General features: G+C 59.8%; 22 protein-coding genes. 16 read left to right on the top strand and 6 right to left on the bottom strand.

The genetic code is table 11. The annotated features are described in order from the left end of the window. The first annotated feature begins 38 nt into the window (after window positions 1–38). On the top strand, window positions 39–1013 hold the full coding sequence (locus tag AB4P94_RS09285; protein WP_395610301.1) for an alpha/beta hydrolase family protein: 975 nt from the start codon (window positions 39–41) through the stop codon (window positions 1011–1013). 153 nt (window positions 1014–1166) lie between these two features. Here AB4P94_RS09285 and AB4P94_RS09280 read toward each other — a convergent pair whose 3' ends face one another. The 3 genes from AB4P94_RS09280 to AB4P94_RS09270 are packed head-to-tail and all read right to left on the bottom strand — an operon-like array spanning window position 1167 to window position 3632. Continuing rightward, window positions 1167–1934 (bottom strand): TerB family tellurite resistance protein, encoded by a 768-nt coding sequence (locus AB4P94_RS09280; protein WP_395610300.1) that lies wholly within the window; start codon window positions 1932–1934, stop codon window positions 1167–1169. Between the two features lies 1 nt (window position 1935). Then, a complete protein-coding gene (gene murU, locus AB4P94_RS09275; protein ID WP_395610299.1) occupies window positions 1936–2610 on the bottom strand; it encodes an N-acetylmuramate alpha-1-phosphate uridylyltransferase MurU in 675 nt (224 codons plus the stop codon). Further along, the gene (locus tag AB4P94_RS09270; RefSeq protein WP_395610298.1) at window positions 2607–3632 is read right to left on the bottom strand and encodes an aminoglycoside phosphotransferase family protein; all 1026 of its coding nucleotides are present in this window, start codon (window positions 3630–3632) and stop codon (window positions 2607–2609) included. Before AB4P94_RS09270 ends, murU begins: the two co-directional genes overlap by 4 nt. Before the next feature lie 130 nt (window positions 3633–3762). On the opposite strand from AB4P94_RS09270, the gene AB4P94_RS09265 reads away from it, so the two are divergent. From AB4P94_RS09265 to AB4P94_RS09215, 11 genes are all read left to right on the top strand, one after another. Next, window positions 3763–6561, top strand: coding sequence for an LPS-assembly protein LptD (locus tag AB4P94_RS09265; RefSeq protein WP_395610297.1), 2799 nt, complete (start codon window positions 3763–3765; stop codon window positions 6559–6561). Beyond that, window positions 6536–7876 carry a peptidylprolyl isomerase gene (locus AB4P94_RS09260; RefSeq protein ID WP_395610296.1) on the top strand — a complete coding sequence of 447 codons (1341 nt, stop codon included), beginning with the start codon at window positions 6536–6538 and terminating at the stop codon, window positions 7874–7876. The genes AB4P94_RS09265 and AB4P94_RS09260 overlap by 26 nt, the downstream gene beginning before the upstream one ends. After that, on the top strand, window positions 7873–8862 hold the full coding sequence (gene pdxA / locus AB4P94_RS09255; RefSeq protein WP_395610295.1) for a 4-hydroxythreonine-4-phosphate dehydrogenase PdxA: 990 nt from the start codon (window positions 7873–7875) through the stop codon (window positions 8860–8862). The genes AB4P94_RS09260 and pdxA overlap by 4 nt, the downstream gene beginning before the upstream one ends. Beyond that, entirely contained in the window at window positions 8859–9671 is an 813-nt protein-coding gene (gene rsmA / locus AB4P94_RS09250; protein WP_395610294.1) for a 16S rRNA (adenine(1518)-N(6)/adenine(1519)-N(6))-dimethyltransferase RsmA, read from the top strand. The genes pdxA and rsmA overlap by 4 nt, the downstream gene beginning before the upstream one ends. Window positions 9672–9929: 258 nt before the next feature. Then, window positions 9930–10310: a Co2+/Mg2+ efflux protein ApaG gene (gene apaG / locus AB4P94_RS09245; protein ID WP_395610293.1), complete on the top strand. Its 381-nt coding sequence runs from the start codon at window positions 9930–9932 to the stop codon at window positions 10308–10310. Further along, on the top strand, window positions 10310–11161 hold the full coding sequence (locus AB4P94_RS09240) for a symmetrical bis(5'-nucleosyl)-tetraphosphatase (protein WP_395610292.1): 852 nt from the start codon (window positions 10310–10312) through the stop codon (window positions 11159–11161). The genes apaG and AB4P94_RS09240 overlap by 1 nt, the downstream gene beginning before the upstream one ends. A gap of 9 nt (window positions 11162–11170) precedes the next feature. Next, window positions 11171–11500, top strand: a complete 330-nt coding sequence (gene glpE, locus AB4P94_RS09235; protein ID WP_395610291.1) for a thiosulfate sulfurtransferase GlpE — start codon at window positions 11171–11173, stop codon at window positions 11498–11500. 285 nt (window positions 11501–11785) lie between these two features. Continuing rightward, window positions 11786–13708, top strand: a complete 1923-nt coding sequence (locus AB4P94_RS09230; RefSeq protein ID WP_026013778.1) for a PrkA family serine protein kinase — start codon at window positions 11786–11788, stop codon at window positions 13706–13708. Between the two features lie 113 nt (window positions 13709–13821). Further along, window positions 13822–15093, top strand: a complete 1272-nt coding sequence (locus AB4P94_RS09225) for a YeaH/YhbH family protein (protein ID WP_395610290.1) — start codon at window positions 13822–13824, stop codon at window positions 15091–15093. Continuing rightward, entirely contained in the window at window positions 15090–16655 is a 1566-nt protein-coding gene (locus tag AB4P94_RS09220) for a SpoVR family protein (protein WP_395610289.1), read from the top strand. Before AB4P94_RS09225 ends, AB4P94_RS09220 begins: the two co-directional genes overlap by 4 nt. A 63-nt stretch (window positions 16656–16718) precedes the next feature. Continuing rightward, window positions 16719–17948 (top strand): multifunctional CCA addition/repair protein, encoded by a 1230-nt coding sequence (locus AB4P94_RS09215; RefSeq protein WP_395610288.1) that lies wholly within the window; start codon window positions 16719–16721, stop codon window positions 17946–17948. A 124-nt stretch (window positions 17949–18072) separates the two neighbouring features. On the opposite strand, the gene folK is transcribed toward AB4P94_RS09215, so the two are convergent. Beyond that, the gene (gene folK, locus AB4P94_RS09210; RefSeq protein ID WP_395610287.1) at window positions 18073–18591 is read right to left on the bottom strand and encodes a 2-amino-4-hydroxy-6-hydroxymethyldihydropteridine diphosphokinase; all 519 of its coding nucleotides are present in this window, start codon (window positions 18589–18591) and stop codon (window positions 18073–18075) included. Beyond that, entirely contained in the window at window positions 18582–18935 is a 354-nt protein-coding gene (folB, locus tag AB4P94_RS09205) for a dihydroneopterin aldolase (RefSeq protein WP_348056543.1), read from the bottom strand. Before folB ends, folK begins: the two co-directional genes overlap by 10 nt. A 74-nt stretch (window positions 18936–19009) precedes the next feature. Between folB and plsY the strand changes: the two genes are divergently transcribed. Next, complete coding sequence (plsY, locus tag AB4P94_RS09200) at window positions 19010–19579, top strand: glycerol-3-phosphate 1-O-acyltransferase PlsY (RefSeq protein ID WP_395610286.1); 570 nt, start codon at window positions 19010–19012, stop codon at window positions 19577–19579. A 20-nt stretch (window positions 19580–19599) separates the two neighbouring features. On the opposite strand, the gene tsaD is transcribed toward plsY, so the two are convergent. Next, window positions 19600–20625, bottom strand: a complete 1026-nt coding sequence (tsaD, locus tag AB4P94_RS09195; protein ID WP_395610285.1) for a tRNA (adenosine(37)-N6)-threonylcarbamoyltransferase complex transferase subunit TsaD — start codon at window positions 20623–20625, stop codon at window positions 19600–19602. Window positions 20626–20827: 202 nt separating this feature from the next. Here tsaD and rpsU point away from each other — a divergent pair, with 202 nt between their 5' ends. From rpsU to rpoD, 3 genes are all read left to right on the top strand, one after another. Further along, on the top strand, window positions 20828–21043 hold the full coding sequence (rpsU, locus tag AB4P94_RS09190) for a 30S ribosomal protein S21 (protein WP_002551877.1): 216 nt from the start codon (window positions 20828–20830) through the stop codon (window positions 21041–21043). Between the two features lie 447 nt (window positions 21044–21490). Beyond that, on the top strand, window positions 21491–23461 hold the full coding sequence (gene dnaG, locus AB4P94_RS09185) for a DNA primase (protein WP_395610284.1): 1971 nt from the start codon (window positions 21491–21493) through the stop codon (window positions 23459–23461). 67 nt (window positions 23462–23528) lie between these two features. Further along, window positions 23529–25379, top strand: a complete 1851-nt coding sequence (gene rpoD / locus AB4P94_RS09180; protein WP_395610283.1) for an RNA polymerase sigma factor RpoD — start codon at window positions 23529–23531, stop codon at window positions 25377–25379. The last annotated feature ends 117 nt before the right edge of the window (window positions 25380–25496 follow it).

The raw sequence follows: 25496 nt of genomic DNA, 5'->3' as shown, positions 1-25496 counted from the left end.
ATTAGGCTGCTGGAATCACTTCTGGCCGGGAATTAACGATGCCCTTTTCTCACCGTTCGGCACTGCCAGCATTGTGCCTGTCGCTGCTATTTACCAGCGCCTTTTCTGTCCACGCCGCCGACGCACCCGCGCCCGCTGCCGAAAAACCGGTTGAGCGCCAAGCCCTGCCCGAGCGCAGCGCGCAAGAAGCAAATGCCCTGGAGCGCCAGATACCGCAACACGAACAGCAACAATTGCAAGCCGGCAGCGATTCGTTCCTGGCCTTGTGGAAACCGGCCAACAGCGCCGAGCCCGAGGGTGTGGTGATTATTGTGCCGGGCGCTGGGGAAAGTGCTGACTGGCCGCAAGCAATCGCACCATTGCGCAACAAATTGCCGGACGCCAACTGGGGCACCCTCAGCCTTTCGTTACCGGATGTGAACATGGACACGCTGCCACCGCGCGTCATGGAACCGCCCAAAGCGGCCGTCGACACCAGCAGCAAAGACGGCAGCACCGCCGCCAAACCCATCGAGCAAGCCGCCAGCGCCGAAGCCGAAGGCACTGACCCGGCGGTGGTGCCAGGCGCGGATGAACAGGACAAGACCGACGCCAAGCGCATTTTCGACCGCATCGACGCAGCCGTGGCTTTCGCCCAGACCCAGAGCGCGCGCAGTGTGGTGGTGCTCGGCCATGGCACTGGTGCCTGGTGGGCGGCACGCTACCTGACCGAAAAGCAACCCGCCCAGGTGCAGAAACTGGTGATGGTGGCGGGCAAAACCCCGGCGGGGCGCCAACCGGACCTGCAACAACTGGCGCCGGCGCTGAAAGTGCCGACGGCGGATGTGTTCTATCAAGATGGCGACCTGGAACGCAAAAATGCGCTGGCGCGGAGCCAGGCGGCCAAACGCGGGAAAAATGAGGGCTATAAGCAGGTATCGCTCAAGACGGTGCCCGGCAACGGTTCGGCCGAGCAGGAGCAGCTGTATCGGCGGATTCGCGGGTGGTTGAGTCCGCAGACTGCCGCCGACTGATCGCACACTTCAAGAACACCGCAGATTTAAATGTGGGAGCGGGCTTGCTCGCGAAGGCGGTGCATCAGTTACACATTCGGTGACTGACACTCAGCTTTCGCGAGCAAGCCCGCTCCCACATTTGAATGGGTTGTCACTTCCAGTCAGCGCCCGTTACCGAAAATCGCGCCGCTCGCGAATCAACGCATAGGCGTTATGCAGCTCGCGGGTTCGCTCGGTGGCCTCGCGTACCTGCGCGGGGCTGGCACCACTGCCGGCAATCTTGTCCGGGTGGTGGCGGCTGAGCAGGCGGCGGTAGGCGCGCTTGATCACTGACGGCTCAGTGGTGGTCGTCACGCCCAAAATGCGCAACGCATCCTGATAGGCGCCGGCCCGATTGGCCAGCGGCTTGCGCTCCTGAACATAATCCGATGCCAGCGCCTTGAGCTGTTGCGGCGTCCAACCCAACCACTTGCCCCACAGCTCGATCAAATCGCGCTCAGCGTCATCCGCACGCCCGTCCGCCCAGGCCATACGCCAGCACGCGCGCAACACGCCTTCGGCGGCGTGGGGTTGGGCCTTGAGTACGCGCAAATAAGTGCGCACACGGTCAGCGCCGGACTTGCCACGATTGAACGCGGTGATTGCCCGACGCTGGGCCGATTCCGTCATATCCAGCGAGCGCATTTCCTGGCGCGCCTGCTGGATATGCCCGTCCACGACCCGGCCATTGCTTTTGGCCAGACGCCCCAGCAGCACAAACAGCAACTCATCGTTGCGCAACGCCGGGCGACCGCCCAGGCGCTCGCGCAATTGCGCCCAACTTTGCAGCTGCAAGCGGCGGTCCAGCGCCTGCCCCAGCAATGCCCCCAACAAGGCCCCCGGAATACTGGCAATGGCAAAGCCAGCCCCGGCGCCGATCAGCGTCCCTGGCCACAACATCCTATTGCCCCGCAGTCAGCAGGGCTTCAACCTGCGCCAGGCGCTCCAGCGTACCCACATCAACCCAGCGTCCCGTCATGTGTTCTCCCGTTACCTGGCCTTTGGCCATGGCTGTGCGCAGCAGCGGCGCCAGCTTGAAGGCACCGGCACTGCAACCCGCGAACAACTGGGGGTCGAGCACAGAAATGCCACTGAAGGTCAGGTTATCGGCACCGGGCGCGGCATCATGAAGCAAACCTTGATCGAGGTAGAAATCGCCACCACTGGGGTGATGCGCCGGGTTGTCGACCATCACCAGATGGGCCAGGCCCTGGATCGGCTGGTGCAATCGGGCAAAGTCGTAGTCGGTCCAGATGTCACCATTGACCAGCAGGAACGGCTCGTCCCCCAACAACGGCAGCGCCTTGAAAATTCCGCCGCCGGTTTCCAGCGGTTCTCCCTCGGGCGAGTATTGAATGCGCAGACCAAACTGCGCACCGTCGCCCAGGTAACTTTCAATCTGCTGGCCCAGCCAGGCGTGGTTGATCACGATATCGGTGAAGCCGGCTTTGGCCAGCGCCTCCAGGTGATACTCGATCAAGCGCTTGCCACCGGCCTGCACCAACGGCTTGGGTGTGTGCAAGGTCAACGGGCGCATGCGCTCGCCCTTGCCCGCCGCCAGGATCATCGCTTTCATACTGTCGCCTCGGCGGGTTGGCGCAGGCTGGCCAGCAGCTCGCCCAGTTCATTCAACTCGGAGCGATCTGCCAGCACCGCTTCTATATAAGCAAAGAAGCGCGGCACGTCTGCCAGGTAGCGCGGCTTGCCGTCGCGGTGGCAAATGCGCGCGAAGATGCCGATTACCTTGAGGTGACGCTGCACGCCCATCAGGTCGCTGGCCCGCAAGAACTCGTCGAAATCCGCCTGCACGGGAATACCCAGTTGCCCGGCACGCTCCCAATAGCCGCGCTGCCAATCCCGTACGCGCGCCTTTGGCCAACTGAGGAACGCATCCTTGAACAGGCAAGTGATGTCATAGGTGACCGGGCCGTAGACCGCATCCTGGAAATCCAGCACGCCGGGGTTTGGCTCGCTGATCATCAGGTTGCGCGGCATATAGTCGCGATGCACCAGCACTTTGGGTTGGGCCAGGGCGCTGTCGATCAAGTGATCGCTGACGCGCTGCCAGAGGGCCTGCTGCCCGGTATCGAACTCGATACCCAAATGCCGGCGCACGTACCACTCCGGAAACAATTCCAGCTCACGGCGCAACAGGGCGACGTCATAGCTGGGCAGCGGCGCGTCCATCGGCAATTGCTGAAAAGCCAGCAGTGAATCAATGGCATCGGCAAACAATTGATCGGCGTTTTGCTCGTCAATCACGTCCAGATAAGTTTTTCTGCCCAGGTCATTGAGCAAAAGAAAGCCGCGCGGCAAATCTTCTGCATAAATTTTTGGCACATTAATTCCCGATTTCGCGAGTAAATCGGCGATATCGACGAAAGGTTTGCAGTTTTCCTGGGGGGGTGGCGCGTCCATGACGACGAAAGATTGACCGCCGCCCTCCCACCGGAAGTAACGCCTGAAACTCGCGTCACTGCTGGCCGCGGTCAATGTGGCCGGGGGTACGGCACCCCAGCCTTGAGCGTTGAAAAGGATCGGTAACTGCTCATCCAGCCAGACTTGCAGCTGTTGTAAACGTAGATCTTGCTCGGGCATTACAAGGGTCTCCGACGGCGCTAGCCGTCAAGCGGGTCATGCTTTATTATCACGCATCTTTTTCAGACCATCGAGAGGCGTGCGGCCCACACCGCGGGCAGATGGCACGCAGGAAGCCCGGACTAATAAGATGGCATTGAAATCCCCCGCGTTTCGTAGAAAATTTCCGTTGCTGGTAACCGGCAGTCTGCTGGCCATGCAACCTTTCGCCACCTCATTCGTGGTCGCCGCGGAACAGTATGACTGCTCAGTCTCTGCTTCGGGTGCCTGGGATTGCGCGCCGAAAACCGCCGCCGCCCCATTACCACCGCGCCCGGTGCATGACGGTGCAGCCATCAGCGACGCCGGCAGCACGGCCCAGGCCAATGCCGGCGGCAGTGCCGATGCCGAGCCGAAGACCGCTTTGGTCACCGAGGCCAAGGGCCGTGGCCTGCGTTCGCGCAGCGCCGACTACAGCCACCTGGACTGGGTGCCTCGCGATAAGCTGACCGCAGCGCAATTGGCTGAAACCGGCCCGTATTGCTCCGGCGCGTATATCGAGCCGCAGCGTCCGGGCATGAACGACAAGACGGACAAGAGCGACTCGCCGACCTTTATCGGCGCCAAAGCCTCGCGTTATGAGCAGGAATCACAAGTTGCGACCCTGGCCGGTGACGTGGTCATGCGCCAGGGCAGCATGCAGTTGGAGGCTCAGGAAGCCAGCCTGTATCAGGCCGAAAACCGTGGCGAGCTGAACGGCAATGTCCGTCTGCGCGACAACGGTGCCCTGATCGTCGGCGACCACGCCCAGGTCCAGCTCGATACCGGCGCTGCACAGATCGACAACGCCGAATACGTCATGCACAAGTCGCGCATTCGCGGTAACGCGCTGTACGCCAAGCGTGCCGAAAACGCGATCATCCGTCTCAAGGACGGTACGTACACCACCTGCGAGCCGGACAGCAACGCCTGGCAGCTCAAGGGCAACAACATCACGTTGAACCCCGCCACCGGTTTCGGTACGGCGACCAACGCGACGTTGCGGATCAAGAACATTCCGATCCTGTACACCCCGTACATCTATTTCCCGATCGACGACCGTCGTCAGTCCGGCTTCCTGCCGCCAAGCTTCAGCACCGGCAGCAAAACCGGCTTCACGCTTGTCACGCCGTACTATTTCAACCTGGCACCGAACTACGACGCCACGTTGTACCCGCAATACATGACCAAGCGCGGCATGATGGTAGAAGGCGAGTTCCGCTACCTCACCAAGTCCAGCGAAGGTCAGTTCGGCGGCGCGTACCTGAACGACGACAGCAACGAACGGGAACAGCAGACCGACTACGAAAGAACCCGCTACATGCTCAATTGGCAGCATAAAGGCGGTCTGGATTCGCGTCTGACGACCAAGGTCGACTACACCAAGATCAGCGACCCTTACTTCTTCCAGGATCTGAAGACCTTCGAAGAAGGTGTTCAAGCCCAGGACTTTGTGAACCAACAGGGTTCCTTGACCTATCGCGGCGACTCCTATCAGGCTCGCCTGAACCTGCAGGCTTATCAGCTGGCAACGGTTTCGCAGTTCACTCCGTACGACCGCCTGCCGCAGATCACTTTCAACGGTTCGCTGCCTTATCATCCGGGCGGCTTGAACTTCGACTATGAAACCGAGGCTGTAAGGTTCGAGCGAGACCTGCAGAAAGGAAACTATACCGATGAAGACGGGATAGTAACCTCCCGTCTCGATAACAACGTGCTGGGTCTGAACCGTGCCAACGGCAATCGCTTGACTGCCGCACCGAGCGTGTCTTTGCCGCTGAACTGGACCTACGGTTTCATCACGCCAAAGCTTAAATATGTCTACACCAAGTACGATCTTGACCTGGACAGCACCGGCAAGAACGACTTGCTGGTCAATAGACTTGGCGCCTCGGCACTGGGTGAGTCGTTCAGCAGCTCCCAAGACCGTGCCGTGCCAATTGCCAGTATCGACAGCGGTCTCTACTTCGACCGTGATACCCAATGGTTTGGCAGCAATTACCGTCAAACCCTGGAACCACGCCTGTTCTATCTCTACGTACCAGAGAAGGACCAGAAGGACATTCCAGTCTTTGACAGCAGCGAAACCCCGTTCAGCTTCGACTCGCTGTTCCGCGACAACCGCTTTACAGGCGGCGACCGTATCGGTGACGAGAATAAACTGTCGCTGGGCCTGACCAGCCGCTGGATTCAAGACGACGGTTTCGAACGTCAACGCATGAGTATCGGCCAGGCTGTGTACTTCAAGGATCGTGAAGTACAGCTGCCAGGTGTTGACGCGGCAACCCGTGACGACGCCCACGAAAATGTTTCGCCGATCGCGCTTGACTACTCGTTCCGGTTTAACCGTGATTGGCGCGCCACCGCCGACTACAACTGGGACCCAACCAGTCACAGCCCGCGTTCCGGTAGCGCAATGTTCCACTACCAGCCGGAAGATAACCCCAACAAGGTTGTCAACGTTGGTTATCGCTATCGCAACGACCAGGTGGTCTACAACCAGCTGACCGGTAAATGGCAGTTCGGCGGTGACTACGGTACCGAAGGCAACCCAAACTTCATCAAGAACTACTACAAAATCCAGCAACACGATTTCTCGATGATGTGGCCGATCGTTCCGCAGTGGAACCTGATCACCCGCTGGCAGTATGACTATGCCCGCAACCGTACCCTGGAAGCCTTCGGTGGTTTCGAGTACGACAACTGCTGCTGGAAACTTCGCGTGATCAACCGTTATTGGGTTTCCAACGACGAATACACTCAGATCGCCCCGTTGAACGAAAAGGGTGACCACGGGCTCTTCTTCCAGATCGTCCTCAAAGGACTCGGCGGCCTGACCGGCGCCAAGGTAGAGAGCTTCCTCGACAAAGGCATTGAAGGTTATCGTGAACGTGAAGACCAAGCTTTCTGATTGCTTGCGCCCGCTAGTGCTGGGCGCGCTGTTCCTGGGTACCGTTTCGGCACACGCTGCGGTCCAGCAACTGGATAAAGTGGCCGCCATCGTCGATAACGACGTGATCATGCAGAGCCAATTGGACCAACGGGTCAAGGAAGTTCAGCAAACCATCGCCAAGCGCGGTGGTGGTGTGCCGCCGACCAGCGTGCTGGAACCACAGGTGCTGGAGCGCCTGATCGTCGAGAACCTGCAATTGCAGATCGGCGAGCGCTCCGGCATCCGTATTTCGGACGAAGAGTTGAACCAGGCTGTAGGCACCATTGCCCAGCGCAACAACATGAGCATTGACCAGTTCCGCGCGGCCCTGGCTCACGACGGCCTGTCCTATGAGGACGCGCGTGACCAGATCAAGCGTGAAATGATCATCAGCCGTGTGCGTCAGCGCCGCGTGGCCGAGCGCGTCCAAGTGTCCGAACAGGAAGTGAAGAACTTCCTGGCCTCAGACCTCGGCAAGCAGCAGCTTTCCGAAGAGCTGCACCTGGCCAACATCCTGATCCCTACCCCGGACAGCGCCAACGCCGAGCAACTCAATGCCGCCGCCGCGAAAACCCAGGCTGTTTATGACCGCCTGAAAGCCGGTGCAGACTTCGCCCAGACCGCCATTGCCGTATCCGGCAGTGACAACGCTCTGGACGGCGGTGACATGGGCTGGCGTAAAGCCGCTCAGTTGCCACCTCCGTTTGACCGCGAGCTGAGTGCCATGGAAGTGGGCGGCATTACTCAGCCCGCTCGCACCCCGGGTGGCTTCATTATCCTCAAGCTGTTGGGCAAACGCGGCGGCGAGACCTCGCTGAAAGACGAAGTTCATGTTCGTCACATCCTGGTCAAACCAAGCGAAATCCGCACCGAAGCGCAAACCAAGGAACTGGCCCAGAAGATCTATGACCGCATCGAAGGCGGTGAAGATTTCGCCACCCTGGCCAAAAGCTTCTCGGAAGACCCGGGCTCGGCCCTCAACGGCGGCGACCTGAACTGGATCGACCCGAAAGCCTTGGTGCCGGAGTTCCAGGACGTCATGGCCAAGACCCCGCAAGGCGTGCTGTCCAAGCCGTTCAAGACCCAATACGGCTGGCATGTGCTGGAAGTCCTTGGCCGTCGCGCCACTGACAACACCACTCAAGCCCGCGAGCAACAAGCACTGACCGTACTGCGCAACCGCAAATACGACGAAGAGCTGCAGACCTGGTTGCGTCAGATTCGCGACGAAGCCTACGTAGAAAACAAGCTGCCCGCCGCCGAGCAAACAGGCGCCGATCAGGCAGCCCAGTGAAACCCCAGCGTTTCGCGTTAACACCCGGCGAGCCGGCCGGCATTGGTCCAGACCTGTGCCTGCTGCTCGCCTCGCAACCTCAGCCACACCCCCTGATTGCCATTACCAGCCGCGACCTGCTCCTTGAGCGGGCCGCGCAACTGGGTGTGGCTGTCAATTTGCTGGACGTGGCGCCGGGCAACTGGCCCGACTCGCCCGCTCCCGCAGGCAGCCTCTACGTGTGGGACACCCCGCTTGCGGCCAAGGTGGTTGCCGGGAAACTGGACAAGGCCAATGCGGCCTTCGTTCTGGAAACCCTGACCCGCGCCGGGCAAGGCTGCATCGACGGCGATTTCGCCGGCATGATCACCGCCCCCGTGCACAAAGGCGTGATCAACGAATCCGGTATCGCCTTTTCCGGGCATACCGAATTTCTTGCCGAGCTGACGCACACCGCTCAGGTCGTGATGATGCTCGCCACACGCGGCCTTCGCGTCGCACTGGTGACCACGCACCTGCCGTTGCGCGACATCGCAGATGCCATCACCGCCGAACGCGTGGAGCGCGTGACGCGCATCCTGCACGCCGACCTGCAACAAAAGTTCGGCATCGCCCAACCCCGTATCCTGGTCTGTGGGCTCAACCCCCACGCCGGTGAAGGCGGCCACTTGGGCCATGAAGAAATCGACATCATTGAACCGACATTAGAGCGCCTGCGCCAAGAAGGCATGGACCTGCGTGGCCCATTGCCTGCAGACACTCTGTTTACCCCCAAATATCTGGAGCACTGCGACGCAGTGCTGGCGATGTACCACGACCAGGGGCTGCCCGTGCTGAAGTACAAAGGCTTCGGCGCTGCAGTCAACGTGACACTGGGCCTGCCAATCATCCGCACCTCCGTCGACCATGGCACTGCCCTGGACCTGGCGGGCAGCGGCAAGATCGATACCGGCAGCCTGCACGTGGCCCTGGAAACCGCCTATCAGATGGCCGAGACCCGTATATGACCGAGCAATACCAACACCGGGCGCGCAAGCGCTTCGGGCAAAACTTCCTGCACGACGCTGGCGTGATCGACCGTATCCTGCGCTCCATCCATGCCAAGCCTGAAGATCGCTTGCTGGAAATCGGCCCGGGCCAGGGCGCGCTGACCAAAGGCCTGCTCAACAGTGGCGGCCAACTGGATGTGGTTGAGCTGGACAAGGATCTGATCCCGATCCTCAACCAGCAGTTCGCCGGTCACTCCAACTTCAACCTGCACCAGGGCGATGCGCTGAAGTTCGACTTCAACAGCCTGAATGCGGCGCCGAACAGCCTGCGTGTGGTCGGCAACCTGCCCTACAACATCTCCACACCGCTGATTTTCCACCTGCTGAACAACGCCGGGATCATCCGCGACATGCACTTCATGCTGCAAAAGGAAGTGGTCGAGCGCTTGGCCGCAGGCCCTGGTGGTGGTGACTGGGGCCGCCTGTCGATCATGGTTCAGTACCATTGCCGTGTGGAACACCTGTTCAACGTCGGCCCTGGCGCGTTCAACCCACCGCCGAAGGTCGACTCGGCTATCGTGCGCCTGGTGCCGCACGCCGTGCTGCCGCACCCAGCCAAGGATCACAAGTTGCTGGAACGCGTGGTGCGCGAAGCGTTCAACCAACGCCGCAAAACCCTGCGCAACACGCTCAAGGCCTTGCTGAGCAACGCTGAAATCGAAGCTGCTGGCGTCGATGGCGGCCTGCGCCCCGAGCAACTGGACCTCGCCGCATTCGTTCGCCTGGCTGACCAGCTTGCCATCCAGCCTGCGCCAACAGCCGAATAACCTGTAGGAGCTTGGCGCGATCTAATGTGGGAGCGGGCTTGCTCGCGAATGCAGTGTGTCAGTCGCCAGATGTATAGCTGGCCCACCGCTTTCGCGAGCAAGCCCGCTCCCACACTTGCTCCGCGTTATGCCGATAGCGCTTCATCTGCCAAGGTGCCATTGCCGACTGCACAGACAGCATGTCTGGCCTAGTGCCCGCCTCTTGGCCTAGACTGACCCGCATCTGCTGTCCTGCGCTTTGCTTTTAAGGTCTCTTGCATGTCCGATCCCCGCTACCAGATCGACGTCAGCGTCGTCACCCGCTTCCTCGCGGACCAATCGCAACCTGACCAGAACCGCTTCGCCTTCGCCTACACCATCACCGTAAAGAACAACGGGCTGGTGCCGGCCAAGCTGCTGTCGCGCCACTGGGTGATCACCGACGGTGACGGCCAGGTCGAAGAAGTCCGCGGCGCGGGCGTGGTCGGTCAACAACCGCTGATCGATATCGGCGCCAGCCACACCTACAGCAGCGGAACGGTGATGACCTCCAAGGTCGGCACCATGCAGGGCTCATATCAAATGAAGGCGACCGACGGAAAACTGTTCGATGCCATCATCGCGCCGTTCCGCCTTGCAGTGCCGGGAGCCCTGCACTGATGGCAACGTATGCCGTCGGCGACCTGCAAGGCTGCCTGGAGCCGCTCAAATGCCTGCTTGAGCGTGTGGCCTTCGACCCCGTAAAAGACCGTCTGTGGCTGGTCGGTGATCTGGTCAACCGTGGCCCCGAGTCCCTGGAAACCCTGCGCTACCTTTATAAGATGCGCGACGCCCTGGTGTGCGTGCTCGGCAACCATGACCTGCATCTGCTGGCGGCGGGCAATAACATCGAGCGGCTGAAAAAGGGCGACACGCTGAGGGAAATCCTCGAAGCCCCTGACCGCGCCCAACTGCTGGACTGGCTGCGTCGGCAAAAGCTCATGCATTACGACGAAGACCGCAACGTTGCCCTTGTCCATGCTGGCATCCCGCCCCAGTGGACCTTGAAGAAAGCCCTCAAGTGCGCCGCCGAAGTCGAAAGCGCCCTGGCCGACGACAACCTCTACACCGCCTACCTCGACGGCATGTACGGCAACGAGCCCGTGAAATGGGACAACGACCTCACCGGCGTGACCCGCCTGCGCGTGATCACCAACTACTTCACGCGCATGCGCTTCTGTACCGCCGAGGGCAAACTGGACCTCAAGAGCAAGGAAGGCGCCGACACCGCGCTGCCGGGTTACAAACCCTGGTTTGCCCACAAGGAGCGCAAGACCCGTGACACGAAGATCATTTTCGGCCATTGGGCAGCCCTGGAAGGCAAATGCGACGAACCTGGCGTGTTCGCCCTCGACACCGGTTGCGTGTGGGGTGGCAGCATGACCCTGATGAACATCGACACCGGCGAGCGCCTGAGCTGCCAGTGTGATTCCCCTCTTTCTGCCACACAGCCGGCTGCCGCCAAGCCCTAGGAGCCTCCCATGAGCGAATTCAAACGCATCCCTCCCCAACAAGCCCAAGCCCTGCGCGAGCAAGCCGCAGTCGTGGTGGACATTCGTGACCCCCAAGCCTACGCAGCAGGCCACATCAAAGGCGCGCAGCACCTGGACAACCACAACATTGCCGATTTCATCCGCGCCGCCGACCTCGACGCGCCGGTCATCGTGGCCTGCTACCACGGCAACTCCAGCCAGAGCGCGGCGGCCTATTTGATCAGCCAGGGCTTCAGCGACGTCTATAGCCTGGACGGCGGCTTCGAACTGTGGCGTACGACTTATCCTGCGGAAATTACTTCGGGCGATTCGCAATAATTTTTTTCACACCCCGCTATCCCGCGTGACGCTTGGGCTCGCGCCGTTTCTGACGAACGGCGCAGCCAAACTAATTACGTATCCCGCCTTGACCTCCCCGATTCCGAACTATCCTTAAGCGCAGGCCATCCGAATCAGGGGAGAGCCGGTACACCGGCGTGCGGGTCATCGGTAGCGTTTCAGGGTGTTCTGGGGGGAAAACGGCCATTGGCGATCGCTGATGGCTGCCAGCATCGACTGATTGATCCGGCGTCGGCTCCACGTATCGAGCGAGGTGACGACGTCATGAGTATCTTTAGCCACTTCCAACAACGCTTCGAGTCCACACAGCAGGAAGAACTCACGCTGCAGGAGTATCTTGAGCTGTGCAAAAAGGACCGCAGCACTTACGCGTCTGCCGCCGAACGCCTGCTGCTGGCGATCGGCGAGCCGGAGCTGGTAGACACCTCGAACAACTCGCGCCTGTCGCGAATATTCTCCAACAAGGTGATCCGCCGCTACCCGGCCTTTGAAGACTTCCATGGCATGGAAGAATGCATCGATCAGATCGTCTCCTACTTCCGCCATGCCGCCCAAGGCCTGGAAGAGAAGAAACAGATTCTTTATCTGCTTGGCCCTGTTGGCGGTGGTAAATCGTCCCTGGCCGAAAAACTCAAACAACTGATCGAGAAGGTGCCCTTCTACGCGATCAAGGGCTCACCGGTCTTCGAGTCGCCTTTGGGGCTGTTCAACGCCACGGAAGATGGCGCGATCCTCGAAGAAGACTTCGGCATCCCAAGGCGCTACCTCAACACCATCATGTCGCCCTGGGCGACCAAGCGCCTGTCCGAGTTCGGTGGCGACATCAGCCAGTTCCGCGTGGTGAAACTCTACCCGTCGATCCTTAACCAGATTGGCGTGGCCAAGACCGAACCGGGCGACGAGAACAACCAGGATATCTCGGCCCTCGTCGGCAAGGTCGATATCCGCAAACTCGAGGAATTCCCGCAGAACGACGCCGACGCCTACAGCTACTCGGGCGCATTGTGCCGGGCCAACCAGGGCCTGATGGAGTTCGTGGAGATGTTCAAGGCGCCGATCAAGGTGCTGCACCCACTGCTCACGGCCACCCAGGAAGGCAACTACAACAGTACCGAAGGCCTGGGCGCGATTCCGTTCACCGGGATCTTGCTGGCACACTCCAACGAATCGGAATGGCACACCTTCCGCAACAACAAGAACAACGAAGCCTTCATCGACCGGATCTACATCGTCAAGGTGCCGTACTGCCTGCGGGTCAGCGACGAGATCAAGATTTACGACAAGCTGCTGTTTAACAGCTCCCTGGCCAAGGCCCATTGCGCGCCGGACACGCTGAAGATGCTCGCCCAGTTCACTGTGCTGTCGCGCCTCAAGGAGCCGGAAAACTCGAATATCTATTCGAAGATGCGCGTGTACGACGGCGAAAACCTCAAGGACACCGACCCAAAAGCCAAATCGATCCAGGAATACCGCGACACGGCGGGCGTGGACGAGGGCATGAACGGCCTGTCGACGCGCTTTGCGTTCAAGATTCTGTCCAAGGTCTTCAACTTCGACCCGCACGAAATCGCCGCCAACCCGGTGCACCTGCTTTATGTGCTGGAGCAGCAGATCGAACAGGAACAGTTCCAGGCCGAAACCCGCGAGCGCTACCTGCGCTTCCTCAAGGAGTACCTGGCGCCGCGCTACATCGAGTTCATCGGCAAGGAAATCCAGACCGCCTACCTGGAGTCCTACAGCGAGTACGGCCAGAACATCTTCGACCGCTACGTGCTGTACGCCGACTTCTGGATCCAGGACCAGGAATACCGCGACCCGGAAACCGGCGAAATCCTCAACCGCGTGGCCCTCAACGAGGAGCTGGAGAAGATCGAAAAACCGGCCGGCATCAGCAATCCGAAGGATTTTCGCAACGAGATCGTCAACTTCGTGCTGCGCGCCCGGGCCAACAACAATGGCAAGAACCCGACCTGGCTCAGCTACGAGAAGCTGCGGGTGGTCATCGAGAAGAAAATGTTCTCCAACACCGAGGACCTGCTGCCGGTCATCAGCTTCAACGCCAAGGCGAGCAAGGAGGACCAGCAAAAACACAACGACTTCGTCACACGAATGGTCGAGCGTGGCTACACCGACAAACAGGTACGCCTGCTTTCCGAGTGGTACCTGCGGGTGCGTAAATCACAGTAAGGCAGCGACAGGCGAACGCTGCCGGGCCCACGGCCCGGCAGCCGACCGCTTGTCTCTAAGCTTCCAGCTCGCGGCTTGAAGCTTGTAACGTGAAGCTGCCCGGAGGGCTCCCCATGAGCTATGTGATCGACCGACGCCTCAATGGCAAGAACAAGAGCACGGTAAACCGCCAGCGTTTCCTGCGGCGCTACCGTGACCACATCAAAAAGGCCGTCGAAGAGGCCGTCAGCCGCCGTTCCATTACGGATATGGAGCATGGCGAGCAAATCAGCATTCCCGGGCGCGACATCGACGAACCGGTGCTGCACCACGGCCGGGGCGGCAAACAAACCGTCGTGCACCCCGGCAACAAGGAATTCACCACCGGCGAGCATATCCAACGCCCCCAAGGCGGCGGTGGCGGCAAAGGGCCGGGCAAGGCCGGTAATTCCGGCGAGGGCATGGATGAGTTCGTGTTCCAGATTACCCAGGAAGAGTTTCTCGAATTCATGTTCGAGGACCTGGAGCTGCCCAACCTGGTCAAACGCAACCTGACCGGCACCGACACCTTCAAGACCGTACGCGCGGGGATCAGCAACGAAGGCAACCCGTCGCGCATCAACATCATCCGCACCCTGCGCTCGGCCCACGCCCGCCGTATCGCGCTGTCGGGCAGCAGCCGCGCCAAACTGAAACTAGCCAAGGAAGAGCTGGCGCGCCTGAAACGCGAGGAGCCGGACAACTTCGGTGATATTCAGGAGATCGAAGCCGAAATAGAAAAACTCAGCGCGCGGATTCACCGCGTGCCGTTTCTCGACACCTTTGACTTGAAATACAACTTGCTGGTCAAGCAACCCAACCCCAGCTCCAAGGCCGTGATGTTTTGCCTGATGGACGTGTCCGGTTCGATGACCCAAGCCACCAAGGACATCGCCAAGCGCTTCTTCATCCTGCTGTACCTGTTCCTGAAGCGGAATTACGACAAGATTGACGTGGTGTTCATCCGCCATCACACCAGCGCCCGGGAAGTGGACGAAGAAGAGTTTTTCTATTCACGGGAAACCGGCGGCACCATCGTTTCCAGCGCCTTAAAGTTGATGCAGGAGATCATGGCCGAGCGCTACCCGGCCAACGAGTGGAACATCTACGCAGCCCAAGCTTCCGACGGCGACAACTGGAACGACGATTCGCCGATCTGCCGCGACATCCTGATCAACCAGATCATGCCGTTCGTGCAGTACTACACCTACGTCGAAATTACCCCCCGTGAGCACCAGGCCCTGTGGTTCGAATACGAGCGCATCGGCGAAGCCTTCGCCGACACCTTCGCCCAGCAGCAACTGGTCTCGGCCGGCGATATCTATCCGGTCTTCCGTGAACTCTTCCAGCGCAGGTTAGTGTCATGACCGCCAAAAAAGAGCATAAGCGCCAACCCATATCCACGGGGTCCGAATGGACCTTCGAACTGATCCAGGCTTATGACCGGGAAATCAGCCGCATTGCGGCGGGTTATGCCCTGGACACCTATCCCAACCAGATCGAAGTGATCACCGCCGAGCAGATGATGGATGCCTACGCCTCGGTGGGCATGCCCCTGGGCTACCACCATTGGTCCTACGGCAAGCATTTCCTGAGCACCGAAAAGTCCTACACCCGTGGACAGATGGGCCTGGCCTACGAGATCGTCATCAACTCTGACCCGTGCATCGCCTACCTGATGGAGGAAAACACCATCTGCATGCAGGCGCTGGTGGTGGCGCACGCGTGCTACGGGCACAACAGCTTCTTCAAGGGTAACTACCTGTTTCGCACCTGGACCGATGCCAGCTCGATCATTGATTACCTGGTGTTCGCCAAGCAGTACATCATGCAGTGCGAGGAGCGCCACGGCATCGACGCGGTGGAGGACTTGCTCGACTCCTGCCACGCGTTAATGAATTACGGGGTTGATCGCTACAAACGCCCTTACCCGATTTCCGCCGAGGAAGAACGCCTGCGCCAGAAGGAGCGCGAGGAGCACCTGCAGAAACAGATCAACGACTTGTGGCGCACCATTCCGAAAAAAACCGGCAAAAACAGCGACAAGGACAATGCGCGCTTCCCCGCCGAACCTCAGGAAAACATCCTGTACTTCCTGGAAAAACACGCACCGCTGCTGGAGCCTTGGCAGCGGGAAATCGTGCGTATCGTGCGCAAGATCGCCCAGTATTTTTACCCACAGCGCCAAACCCAGGTCATGAACGAAGGTTGGGCCACGTTCTGGCACTACACCTTGATGAATGACCTGTATGACGAGGGCTTGGTCACCGACGGTTTCATGATGGAATTCCTCACGTCTCACACCAGCGTGGTGTTCCAGCCTGGCTTTGACAGCCCGTACTACAGCGGCATCAACCCCTACGCGCTAGGCTTTGCCATGTACCGCGACATTCGGCGCATGTGTGAACACCCCACCGAAGAAGACCGCCGCTGGTTCCCGGAAATCGCCGGCAGTGATTGGCTGTCGACCATCAAGTTCGCCATGAGCAGCTTCAAGGATGAGAGTTTCATCCTGCAGTATCTGTCGCCCCAGGTGATTCGCGACCTCAAGCTGTTCAGCATCATGGATGACGACCTTAAGGACGACTTGGTGGTGCCCGCGATCCACGACGAACCCGGCTACCGCACCATCCGCGAAACCCTGGCGGCGCAATACAACCTGGGTAACCGTGAACCCAACGTGCAGATCTACAGCATCGATGTGCGCGGCGACCGCTCCCTGACCCTGCGTCACCAGCAACATGACCGCAAGCCGTTGGGCGAATCCACCGAGGAAGTGCTCAAGCACCTGCATCGGCTGTGGGGGTTCGATATCCATCTGGAAACCCTGCAGGGCGACCAAGTGATGAAAACCCACCATGTACCGCCACGTACCGACCACAACGACAACGACTACGGCCGCCTGGACCTCGCCGTCGTTCATCTCTGAAACAGCAAAGCCTCCACTGGCCAGGCGCAGGCGGTATCCTGTGCCGCTAATGGAGGCTTTTTCATGAAAATCTACAAAGTCGGTGGCGCGGTGCGTGACCGCTTGCTGGGCATCGAGGTCACCGATGTCGACCGTGTCGTCGTCGGTGCGACTGCCGAAGAAATGCTGGCCAAGGGCTACAAGCCTGTAGGTTCTGACTTCCCGGTATTTCTGGACCCGAAAAACGGTGACGAATACGCCCTCGCCCGCACCGAGCGCAAGAGCGGCCGCGGTTATGGCGGCTTTGTGTTTCACGCCAGCCCGGACGTCACACTGGAAGAAGACCTGATTCGGCGCGACCTGACCATCAACGCAATGGCAGAGGATGATGACGGCAATCTGACCGACCCTTACCACGGCCAGCGTGACCTTGAGGCCCGCGTACTTCGCCACGTTTCTCCCGCGTTCGCCGAAGATCCACTGCGTGTGCTGCGCGTTGCGCGCTTCGCTGCACGCTACGCCCATTTGGGATTTACCGTCGCACCGCAAACGTTGGAGCTGATGCGCCAACTCAGCGAATCCGGCGAACTGCAAGCCCTGACGCCGGAACGCAGCTGGAAGGAAATCTCCCGGGCGCTGATGGAAAACCAGCCCCAGGTATTTATCCAGGTGTTACGCGACTGCGATGCGCTGAAAACCCTGATGCCGGAAGTGAATGCTCTGTTCGGCGTGCCGCAACCCGAAGCCCATCACCCCGAGATCGACACCGGCGTGCACACCCTGAGCGTGCTGGAGCAAGCGGCCTTGCACCATCAACCGCTGACCGTGCGCTGGGCCTGCCTGCTGCATGACTTGGGCAAGGGCCTGACACCTGTGGATAAGTGGCCGCAGCATATCGCCCACGAACACACGGGTTTGAAGCTGATCAAGGCCGTCAATGAGCGCTTCAAAGTGCCGAAGGATTGCCAGGAACTGGCGCTGCTGGTGGGCCAATATCACACCCATGGCCATCGTGCGCTTGAGCTGAAAGCCTCGACATTGCTGGAGTTGCTGCAAAGCTTTGACGTATACCGGCGGCCGCAGCGCTTTGAAGAATTTGTGGTGGCATGCGAAATGGATGCGCGTGGCCGCAAGGGCTTTGAACAGCGAAGTTATCCACAGGCTGATTATTTGCGCGATGCGGCGAAAGTAGCCCGCGAAGTGGCAGTGGCGCCGTTGCTGGAGAAAGGTTTCAAGGGCCCGGAGCTGGGTGAAGCTCTCAAGCGCGAACGGCTCAAGGCACTGAAAGCCTACAAGGAACAGCGCAACGCCTAGCCTGTGGGAGCGGGCTTGCCCGCGAAGAGGTCGGCCCAGCAAACATTGATGTTGACTGACACATCGCTTTCGCGGGCAAGCCCGCTCCCACATTTGGATTCGATCAAGCCAGGAGAATCGCCAGCTACAGGAGATTCGACGGGGTCAGTTGCTGGCCCTGCCACTCAAAGCCCACAGGCGCCAGCACTTGATCGATCTGCGCATCACGCCAAAGATCAGCCAGACTCTTGGCCGCCTCGGGATGCACGCGGTCCGGCGCCATCAGCGACAGCGGCCACAGCACAAAGGCATTTTTCAGAATTTCAGCACGCGGCAGGATCAACCCGTCGAAATTCCCCACCCAATCGCCATACAGCAGCACGTCGATGTCCAACGGCAAGCCTTTACGGTCCGGGGCGTAACGGCCATTGTCGGCCTCGATGAATTTCAAACGGCGATCCAGTTCCATCAACGGCAGGTCGGTCCAGGCCGACACCACCAGGTTGAAGAACGGCCCGCTCTTGATACCCACCGGCTGGCTTTCGAACACGGGCGAACAACGCACGTCAGTCAAAAAGCTCGCCAGCGCATCCAGACCCGCGCGCAAGTGGGGCTCGCGCTCGATATTGCTGCCAAGGCCAAGGTAAACCTGAGTTAGCGACATCCGCGCTCGATCTCCACGCCCACGCCCCTGGCGGCCGGTACGGCGCCAGGCTTGGTCAGTTTGAGGTGGAGCCAGGGAATCTGGAATTCGCTCATCAGCACTTCAGCCAAGCGCTCGGCGAAGGTTTCCACCAGTTGGTACTGGGACTGCTCGGCAAAGGCCTGGATACGCGTGGATACACTGGCGTAATCCAGCGCCAGGGTCAGGTCGTCACCGGCCGCGGCCGGGCGGTTGTCCCAGGCGAAGCTCAGGTCCAGGCGCAGGCATTGCTTGATGCCGCGCTCCCAGTCGTAGGCCCCGATCACGGTGTCGACTTCCAGGCCTTCGATAAACACTCTGTCCAAGCACTCTTCTCCGCAGCACGACAAGGGCGCGATGCCCCGTTAGAATCAGGGCGTCCTCGCCCGGAATAGTTAGCATGTTTTGGTCACTGGCGATTTTCGCCTACCTGCTCGGCTCGCTGTCCTTCGCCATTTTGCTCAGCCGCCTGACGGGAAACCCCGACCCGCGAATGAGTGGCTCAGGCAACGCCGGCGCCACCAATATGTTGCGCCTGGCCGGCAAAAAACTCGCCGTGCTGACGCTGCTCGGTGATGTCTGCAAGGGCTTGTTGCCCGTACTGATCGCCAGCCTCGCCGGTCTTACCCTGCAGCAGCAGGCCTGGGTCGGCGTGTGCGCCGTCCTCGGCCATCTGTTTCCGTTGTACTTCCGCTTTCGCGGCGGCAAAGGTGTCGCCACGGCCGCCGGCATGCTGCTGGGGATTTACCCTCCGGCCGCGCTGCTGGCCGTGCTGGCCTGGCTGCTGACGTTCTACCTGACCCGCACCAGCTCATTAGCCGCGTTGATCGCCACTCCGCTGACCCTGCCACTGCTGGCCTGGCAGGAACCGGCAGCGCTGTTGCCGATGAGCGTGCTGACGCTGCTGATCGTCTGGCGCCACCGCGGCAATTTACGCGACCTGTTTGCCGGGCGCGAACGGCATTTTTAAATACCGTCCATAAGCCCGGCTTACAGCGGCGACAATTGCTCCATTGGCCAACGTGCCTGCACGCTGATCGCCAAGCTTTCGTGCTGCCCAGCCTGCAAGCGCTGGCAACCGGCATAAGCGATCATCGCGCCGTTGTCGGTGCAGAATTCAGGGCGGGCGTAGAACACATCGCCCTTCATGTCGCCGAGCATTTTCTCCAGCGAAACGCGCAAGGCCTTGTTGGCGCTGACGCCGCCAGCGATCACCAGGCGCTTCATGCCCGCTTGCTTAAGGGCGCGCTTGCACTTGATGGTCAAAGTCTCCACCACGGCCTGCTGGAACGCCAGCGCGATGTCGCAACGGGCTTGTTCACTGTCGTCCCCGGCGCTGACGCTCTGCTGCCAGGTGTTCAACGCCGAGGTTTTCAAGCCGCTGAAGCTGAACATCAAGCCCGGGCGATCGCACATCGGGCGCGGGAAGGTGTAGCGGCCGGCAACGCCTTTTTCGGCCAGGCGCGCGATTTCCGGACCGCCCGGATAATTGAGGCCCATCATCTTCGCAGTCTTGTCGAATGCTTCGCCGGCAGCGTCGTCCAGGGATTCGCCCAACAGGGTGTATTGGCCGATGCCATCGACCTGAACCAGTTGCGTATGACCACCCGAAACCAACAAAGCGACGAACGGGAACTCTGGCGGTGTTTTTTCCAGCATGGGCGCCAGAAGATGGCCTTCCATATGGTGCACGCCGAGGGCTGGAATGCCCCAGGCAAACGCCAGTGCCTGGGCGCAAGAGGCCCCAACCAGCAGGGCTCCGACCAATCCGGGGCCGGCGGTGTAGGCAATGGCGTCGATCTCGGTCGGCACACAGCCGGCCTCGTCCAGCACCTGGCGAATCAAAGGCAGCATGCGCTTGACGTGATCGCGGCTCGCCAACTCCGGCACCACACCGCCATAAGCACGATGCAGGTCGATCTGACTGAACAGTGCATCGGCCAAAAGCCCGCGTTCACTGTCGTAAAGTGCGACACCGGTTTCGTCGCAGGAGGTTTCAAGTCCCAGTACTAGCATGGGTTTGCGCCTTGTAGAGGCTGAATTCGAAGGCGCGCATAATAGTCGCCAGTCCCCCTCCCGACTAGCGGTTTTCGATCAGAGGCTTTGCATTCCGGGCAATGAGGGGTTAACATCCGCAACCCTTAAAAACCGACGACCTCAGCCGCGAATTTTTTGCGACGAGAACGTTGATCCCGGTAATGAAAGAAGGTAGCTCTGGATGCCAGCCGTCAAAGTTAAAGAGAACGAACCCTTCGACGTAGCTCTGCGTCGTTTCAAGCGCTCCTGCGAAAAAGCCGGTGTACTGGCTGAAGTTCGTAGCCGCGAATTTTACGAGAAGCCAACTTCTGAGCGTAAGCGCAAAGCAGCAGCCGCTGTTAAGCGTCACGCCAAGAAAGTTCAGCGCGAACAGCGCCGCGCCGTTCGTCTGTACTAATACACAGACGTTCGTAGCAAGCTTCTGCCAAGCCCGGCCCTCAGCCGGGCTATTGGCATTTGCGGATATCGCTTGATGCTTCACTGTTGACGCCGCACACGCGACCGATACAACTGCTTCACACGTCAGGACTGGCTCTTTTGCCAGCGGTGCACGTCTCTTCTGACGAGCCTAACAAGGCTACTGACGAGCACACTTATTCTTCATCCAGGCGATCGAACCGGTCGACTGTGCCCTTAAATGAGCATCCGAGACCAACCGCTGGTCAAGACCGGACGCCCGGGGCAACATTTCCACGTCGAAAACTGACCTTAAATTAACGTCAGCGAACGTTCGGCAGATACACTTCCTGAACAACCCATGCAGACACTAGATGCTCAAGCACCCGACACGTGCGCTTGAACACTTCACGGGCCCTCATTTACACGCAGTGATGACGAGAACGCCATGGCCGGGCTGATTCCCCAGAGCTTTATTGACGACCTTCTGAACCGCACCGACATCGTCGATGTTGTCAGCTCGCGCGTGCAATTGAAAAAAGCCGGCAAGAACTACACTGCCTGCTGCCCGTTTCACAAAGAGAAGACCCCATCATTCAGCGTCAGCCCCGACAAGCAGTTCTATTACTGCTTCGGTTGCGGCGCGGGCGGCAACGCCCTGGGTTTTCTCATGGACCACGACAACCTGGACTTCCCCCAGGCCATCGAGGACCTGGCAAAAGCTGCCGGCATGGAAGTGCCCCGCGAAGAAAGCGGCCGCCCGCACAAACCGCGACAGCCCACCGATTCGCCGCTCTACCCACTGCTGACTGCCGCTGCCGACTTCTACCGCCAGGCGCTTAAAAGCCATCCGCAGCGCAAGGCCGCCGTCGAATACCTTAAGGGGCGCGGCCTTACCGGCGAAATCGCCCGCGACTTCGGCCTCGGCTTCGCCCCGCCTGGCTGGGACAACCTTTACAAGCACTTGAGCAGCGATACGCTCCAGCAAAAAGCCATGATCGACGCCGGCCTGCTGGTGGAAAACGCCGAAACCGGCAAGCGCTACGACCGCTTCCGCGACCGTGTGATGTTTCCGATCCGCGACAGTCGCGGGCGCATCATCGCCTTCGGCGGCCGGGTATTGGGCGACGACAAGCCCAAGTACCTGAACTCGCCGGAAACGCCGGTATTCCATAAAGGCCAGGAACTGTATGGCCTTTTCGAAGCGCGCAAGAACAATCGCAACCTCGATGAAATCATCGTGGTTGAAGGCTACATGGATGTTATCGCCCTCGCCCAGCAAGGCCTGCGCAACGCCGTGGCCACACTCGGCACCGCCACCAGCGAAGAACACATGAAGCGCTTGTTTCGCGTGGTGCCCAGCGTGCTGTTCTGCTTCGATGGCGACCAGGCAGGCCGCAACGCCGCCTGGCGCGCGCTCGAAGCCACGCTGTCGAGCCTGCAAGATGGGCGCCGCGCGCGCTTCCTGTTTCTGCCGGAGGGCGAAGACCCGGATACCCTGGTGCGCTCCGAAGGCACCGACGCATTCCGCGCGCGCATCAACCAGCATGCACAACCGCTGGCGGACTATTTCTTCCAGCAATTGACCGAAGAAGCCGACCCGCGCTCCCTCGAAGGCAAGGCCCACATGGCCACGCTCGCGGCGCCGCTGATCGACAAAGTCCCCGGCGCCAACTTGAAATCGCTGATGCGCATGCGCCTGCTGGAAATCACCGGGTTGAGCGGCGAAGCCGTCAGCCAGCTGGTACACAGCGCACCGCAGGATGCGCCGCCCACTTACGACCCCGGCATCAACTACGACGCCATGCCGGACTATTCCGACTTCCACCAACCGCAAGAGGCCTATGCGCCCCAGCAGGAGTGGACCCCGAAGAAACCCGGCGCCGGCGGCAAGAAATGGGACAAGAAACCCTGGAGCAAGGACGGCAAGCGCGGTGATCGCGATGAAGCCTATGCACCGCGAACTCCTGTCGCCGTAGAAGCTCCAACGCTCATTGCGTTGCGCACGCTTATCCACCACCCGCAATTGGCAGGCAAGGTTGAGAGCGCCGACCACTTTGCCAACGCCAGCAACACTTATGCTCAGGTGCTGATCGCCTTGATCGAGGCGGTTCAGAAAAATCCTAAGCTAAACTCAATTCAGTTGATGGCGCGCTGGCATGGCACCGAACAGGGCCGCTTGTTGAAAGCACTCGCGGAAAAGGAGTGGCTAATTGACGGCGAAAACCTTGAACAACAGTTTTTAGACACCATTACTAGGTTATCCGAAGGTCAGCACACGCAGACCCTCGACGAACTGATCAAAAGAGCAAGACAGCCGGGATTGTCGGCTGAAGAGCAAATTCAGATAGCAAAACAGATGCGCGACCTCTTAAAACAGAATGTTTCCGCATCAAACCCGACCTCAGCTGGCGTGTGAGGTCATAGCTCGGGTATAATCCTCGGCTTGTTTTTTGCCCGCCAAGACCTTCAGTGGATAGGGTGTTATGTCCGGAAAAGCGCAACAGCAGTCTCGTATCAAAGAGTTGATCGTTCTCGGTCGTGAGCAGGGTTACCTGACTTACGCGGAGGTCAACGACCACCTGCCTGAGGATATTTCAGATCCAGAGCAGGTGGAAGACATCATCCGCATGATTAACGACATGGGGATCAACGTATTCGAAGCTGCGCCAGATAAGGATTCCCTTATGCTGGCGGACGCCGATACCGACGAGGCTGCCGCTGAAGAAGCGGCTGCCGCGCTGGCTGCTGTGGAGACCGATATCGGTCGTACCACCGACCCTGTGCGCATGTATATGCGTGAAATGGGTACCGTCGAGCTGCTGACACGCGAAGGCGAGATCGAAATCGCCAAGCGTATCGAAGAGGGTATCCGTGAAGTGATGGGCGCAATCGCGCACTTCCCTGGCACGGTTGACCACATTCTCTCCGAGTACACCCGCGTGACCACCGAAGGTGGCCGCCTGTCCGACGTTCTGAGCGGTTATATCGACCCGGACGACGGCATCGCGCCGCCAGCCGCCGAAGTACCACCGCCAGTCGACGCAAAGGCTGCAAAAGCCGACGACGACACTGAAGACGACGACGCTGAATCCAGCGGCGACGACGAAGACGAAGTTGAAAGCGGTCCGGACCCGATCATTGCGGCTCAGCGTTTCGGTGCGGTTTCCGATCAAATGGAAATCACCCGCAAGGCGCTGAAAAAGCACGGCCGCACCAACAAGCAGGCGATTGCCGAGCTGGTAGCGTTGGCCGAGCTGTTCATGCCGATCAAGCTGGTACCGAAGCAATTCGAAGGCCTGGTTGAGCGTGTTCGCAGTGCCCTTGAGCGTTTGCGCGCCCAAGAGCGCGCAATCATGCAGCTGTGTGTGCGTGATGCCCGTATGCCGCGTGCTGACTTCCTGCGCCAGTTCCCGGGCAATGAAGTAGATGAAAGCTGGACCGACGCACTGGCCAAAGGCAAGGCGAAATACGCCGAAGCCATTGGTCGCCTGCAGCCGGACATCATCCGCTGCCAGCAAAAGCTGACTGCGCTTGAGACCGAAACCGGTCTGACGATCGCCGAGATCAAAGACATCAACCGTCGCATGTCGATCGGTGAGGCCAAGGCCCGCCGCGCGAAGAAAGAGATGGTTGAAGCGAACTTGCGTCTGGTGATCTCCATCGCCAAGAAGTACACCAACCGTGGTCTGCAATTCCTCGACCTGATCCAGGAAGGCAACATCGGCTTGATGAAGGCTGTGGACAAGTTCGAATATCGTCGTGGTTACAAGTTCTCGACGTATGCCACCTGGTGGATCCGTCAGGCGATCACTCGCTCGATCGCCGACCAGGCCCGCACCATCCGTATTCCGGTGCACATGATCGAGACGATCAACAAGCTCAACCGTATTTCCCGCCAGATGCTGCAGGAAATGGGTCGCGAACCGACCCCGGAAGAGCTGGGCGAACGCATGGAAATGCCTGAGGATAAAATCCGCAAGGTATTGAAGATCGCTAAAGAGCCGATCTCCATGGAAACCCCGATCGGTGATGACGAAGACTCCCATCTGGGTGACTTCATCGAAGACTCGACCATGCAGTCGCCAATCGATGTTGCTACCGTTGAGAGCCTCAAAGAAGCGACTCGCGACGTACTGTCCGGCCTCACTGCCCGTGAAGCCAAGGTACTGCGCATGCGTTTCGGCATCGACATGAATACCGACCACACCCTTGAGGAAGTCGGTAAGCAGTTTGACGTGACCCGCGAGCGGATCCGTCAGATCGAAGCCAAGGCGCTGCGCAAGTTGCGCCACCCGACGCGAAGCGAGCATCTGCGCTCCTTCCTCGACGAGTGATACCAGAACCCCCGGCCCAGGCCGGGGGTTTTGTTTTCTATGGATTTCTTTCTATAGATTAATGGCCCCGCGCCTCCCCTCCCCGCAATGCCCGTCTACACTCGAAACATTCCCCGT

It is taken from the genome of Pseudomonas sp. B22129, assembly GCF_044218875.1.
Lineage (GTDB): Bacteria > Pseudomonadota > Gammaproteobacteria > Pseudomonadales > Pseudomonadaceae > Aquipseudomonas.
The sequence above is the reverse complement of the archived record's forward strand: the minus strand, read 5'-3'. Positions and strand labels throughout refer to the sequence as shown.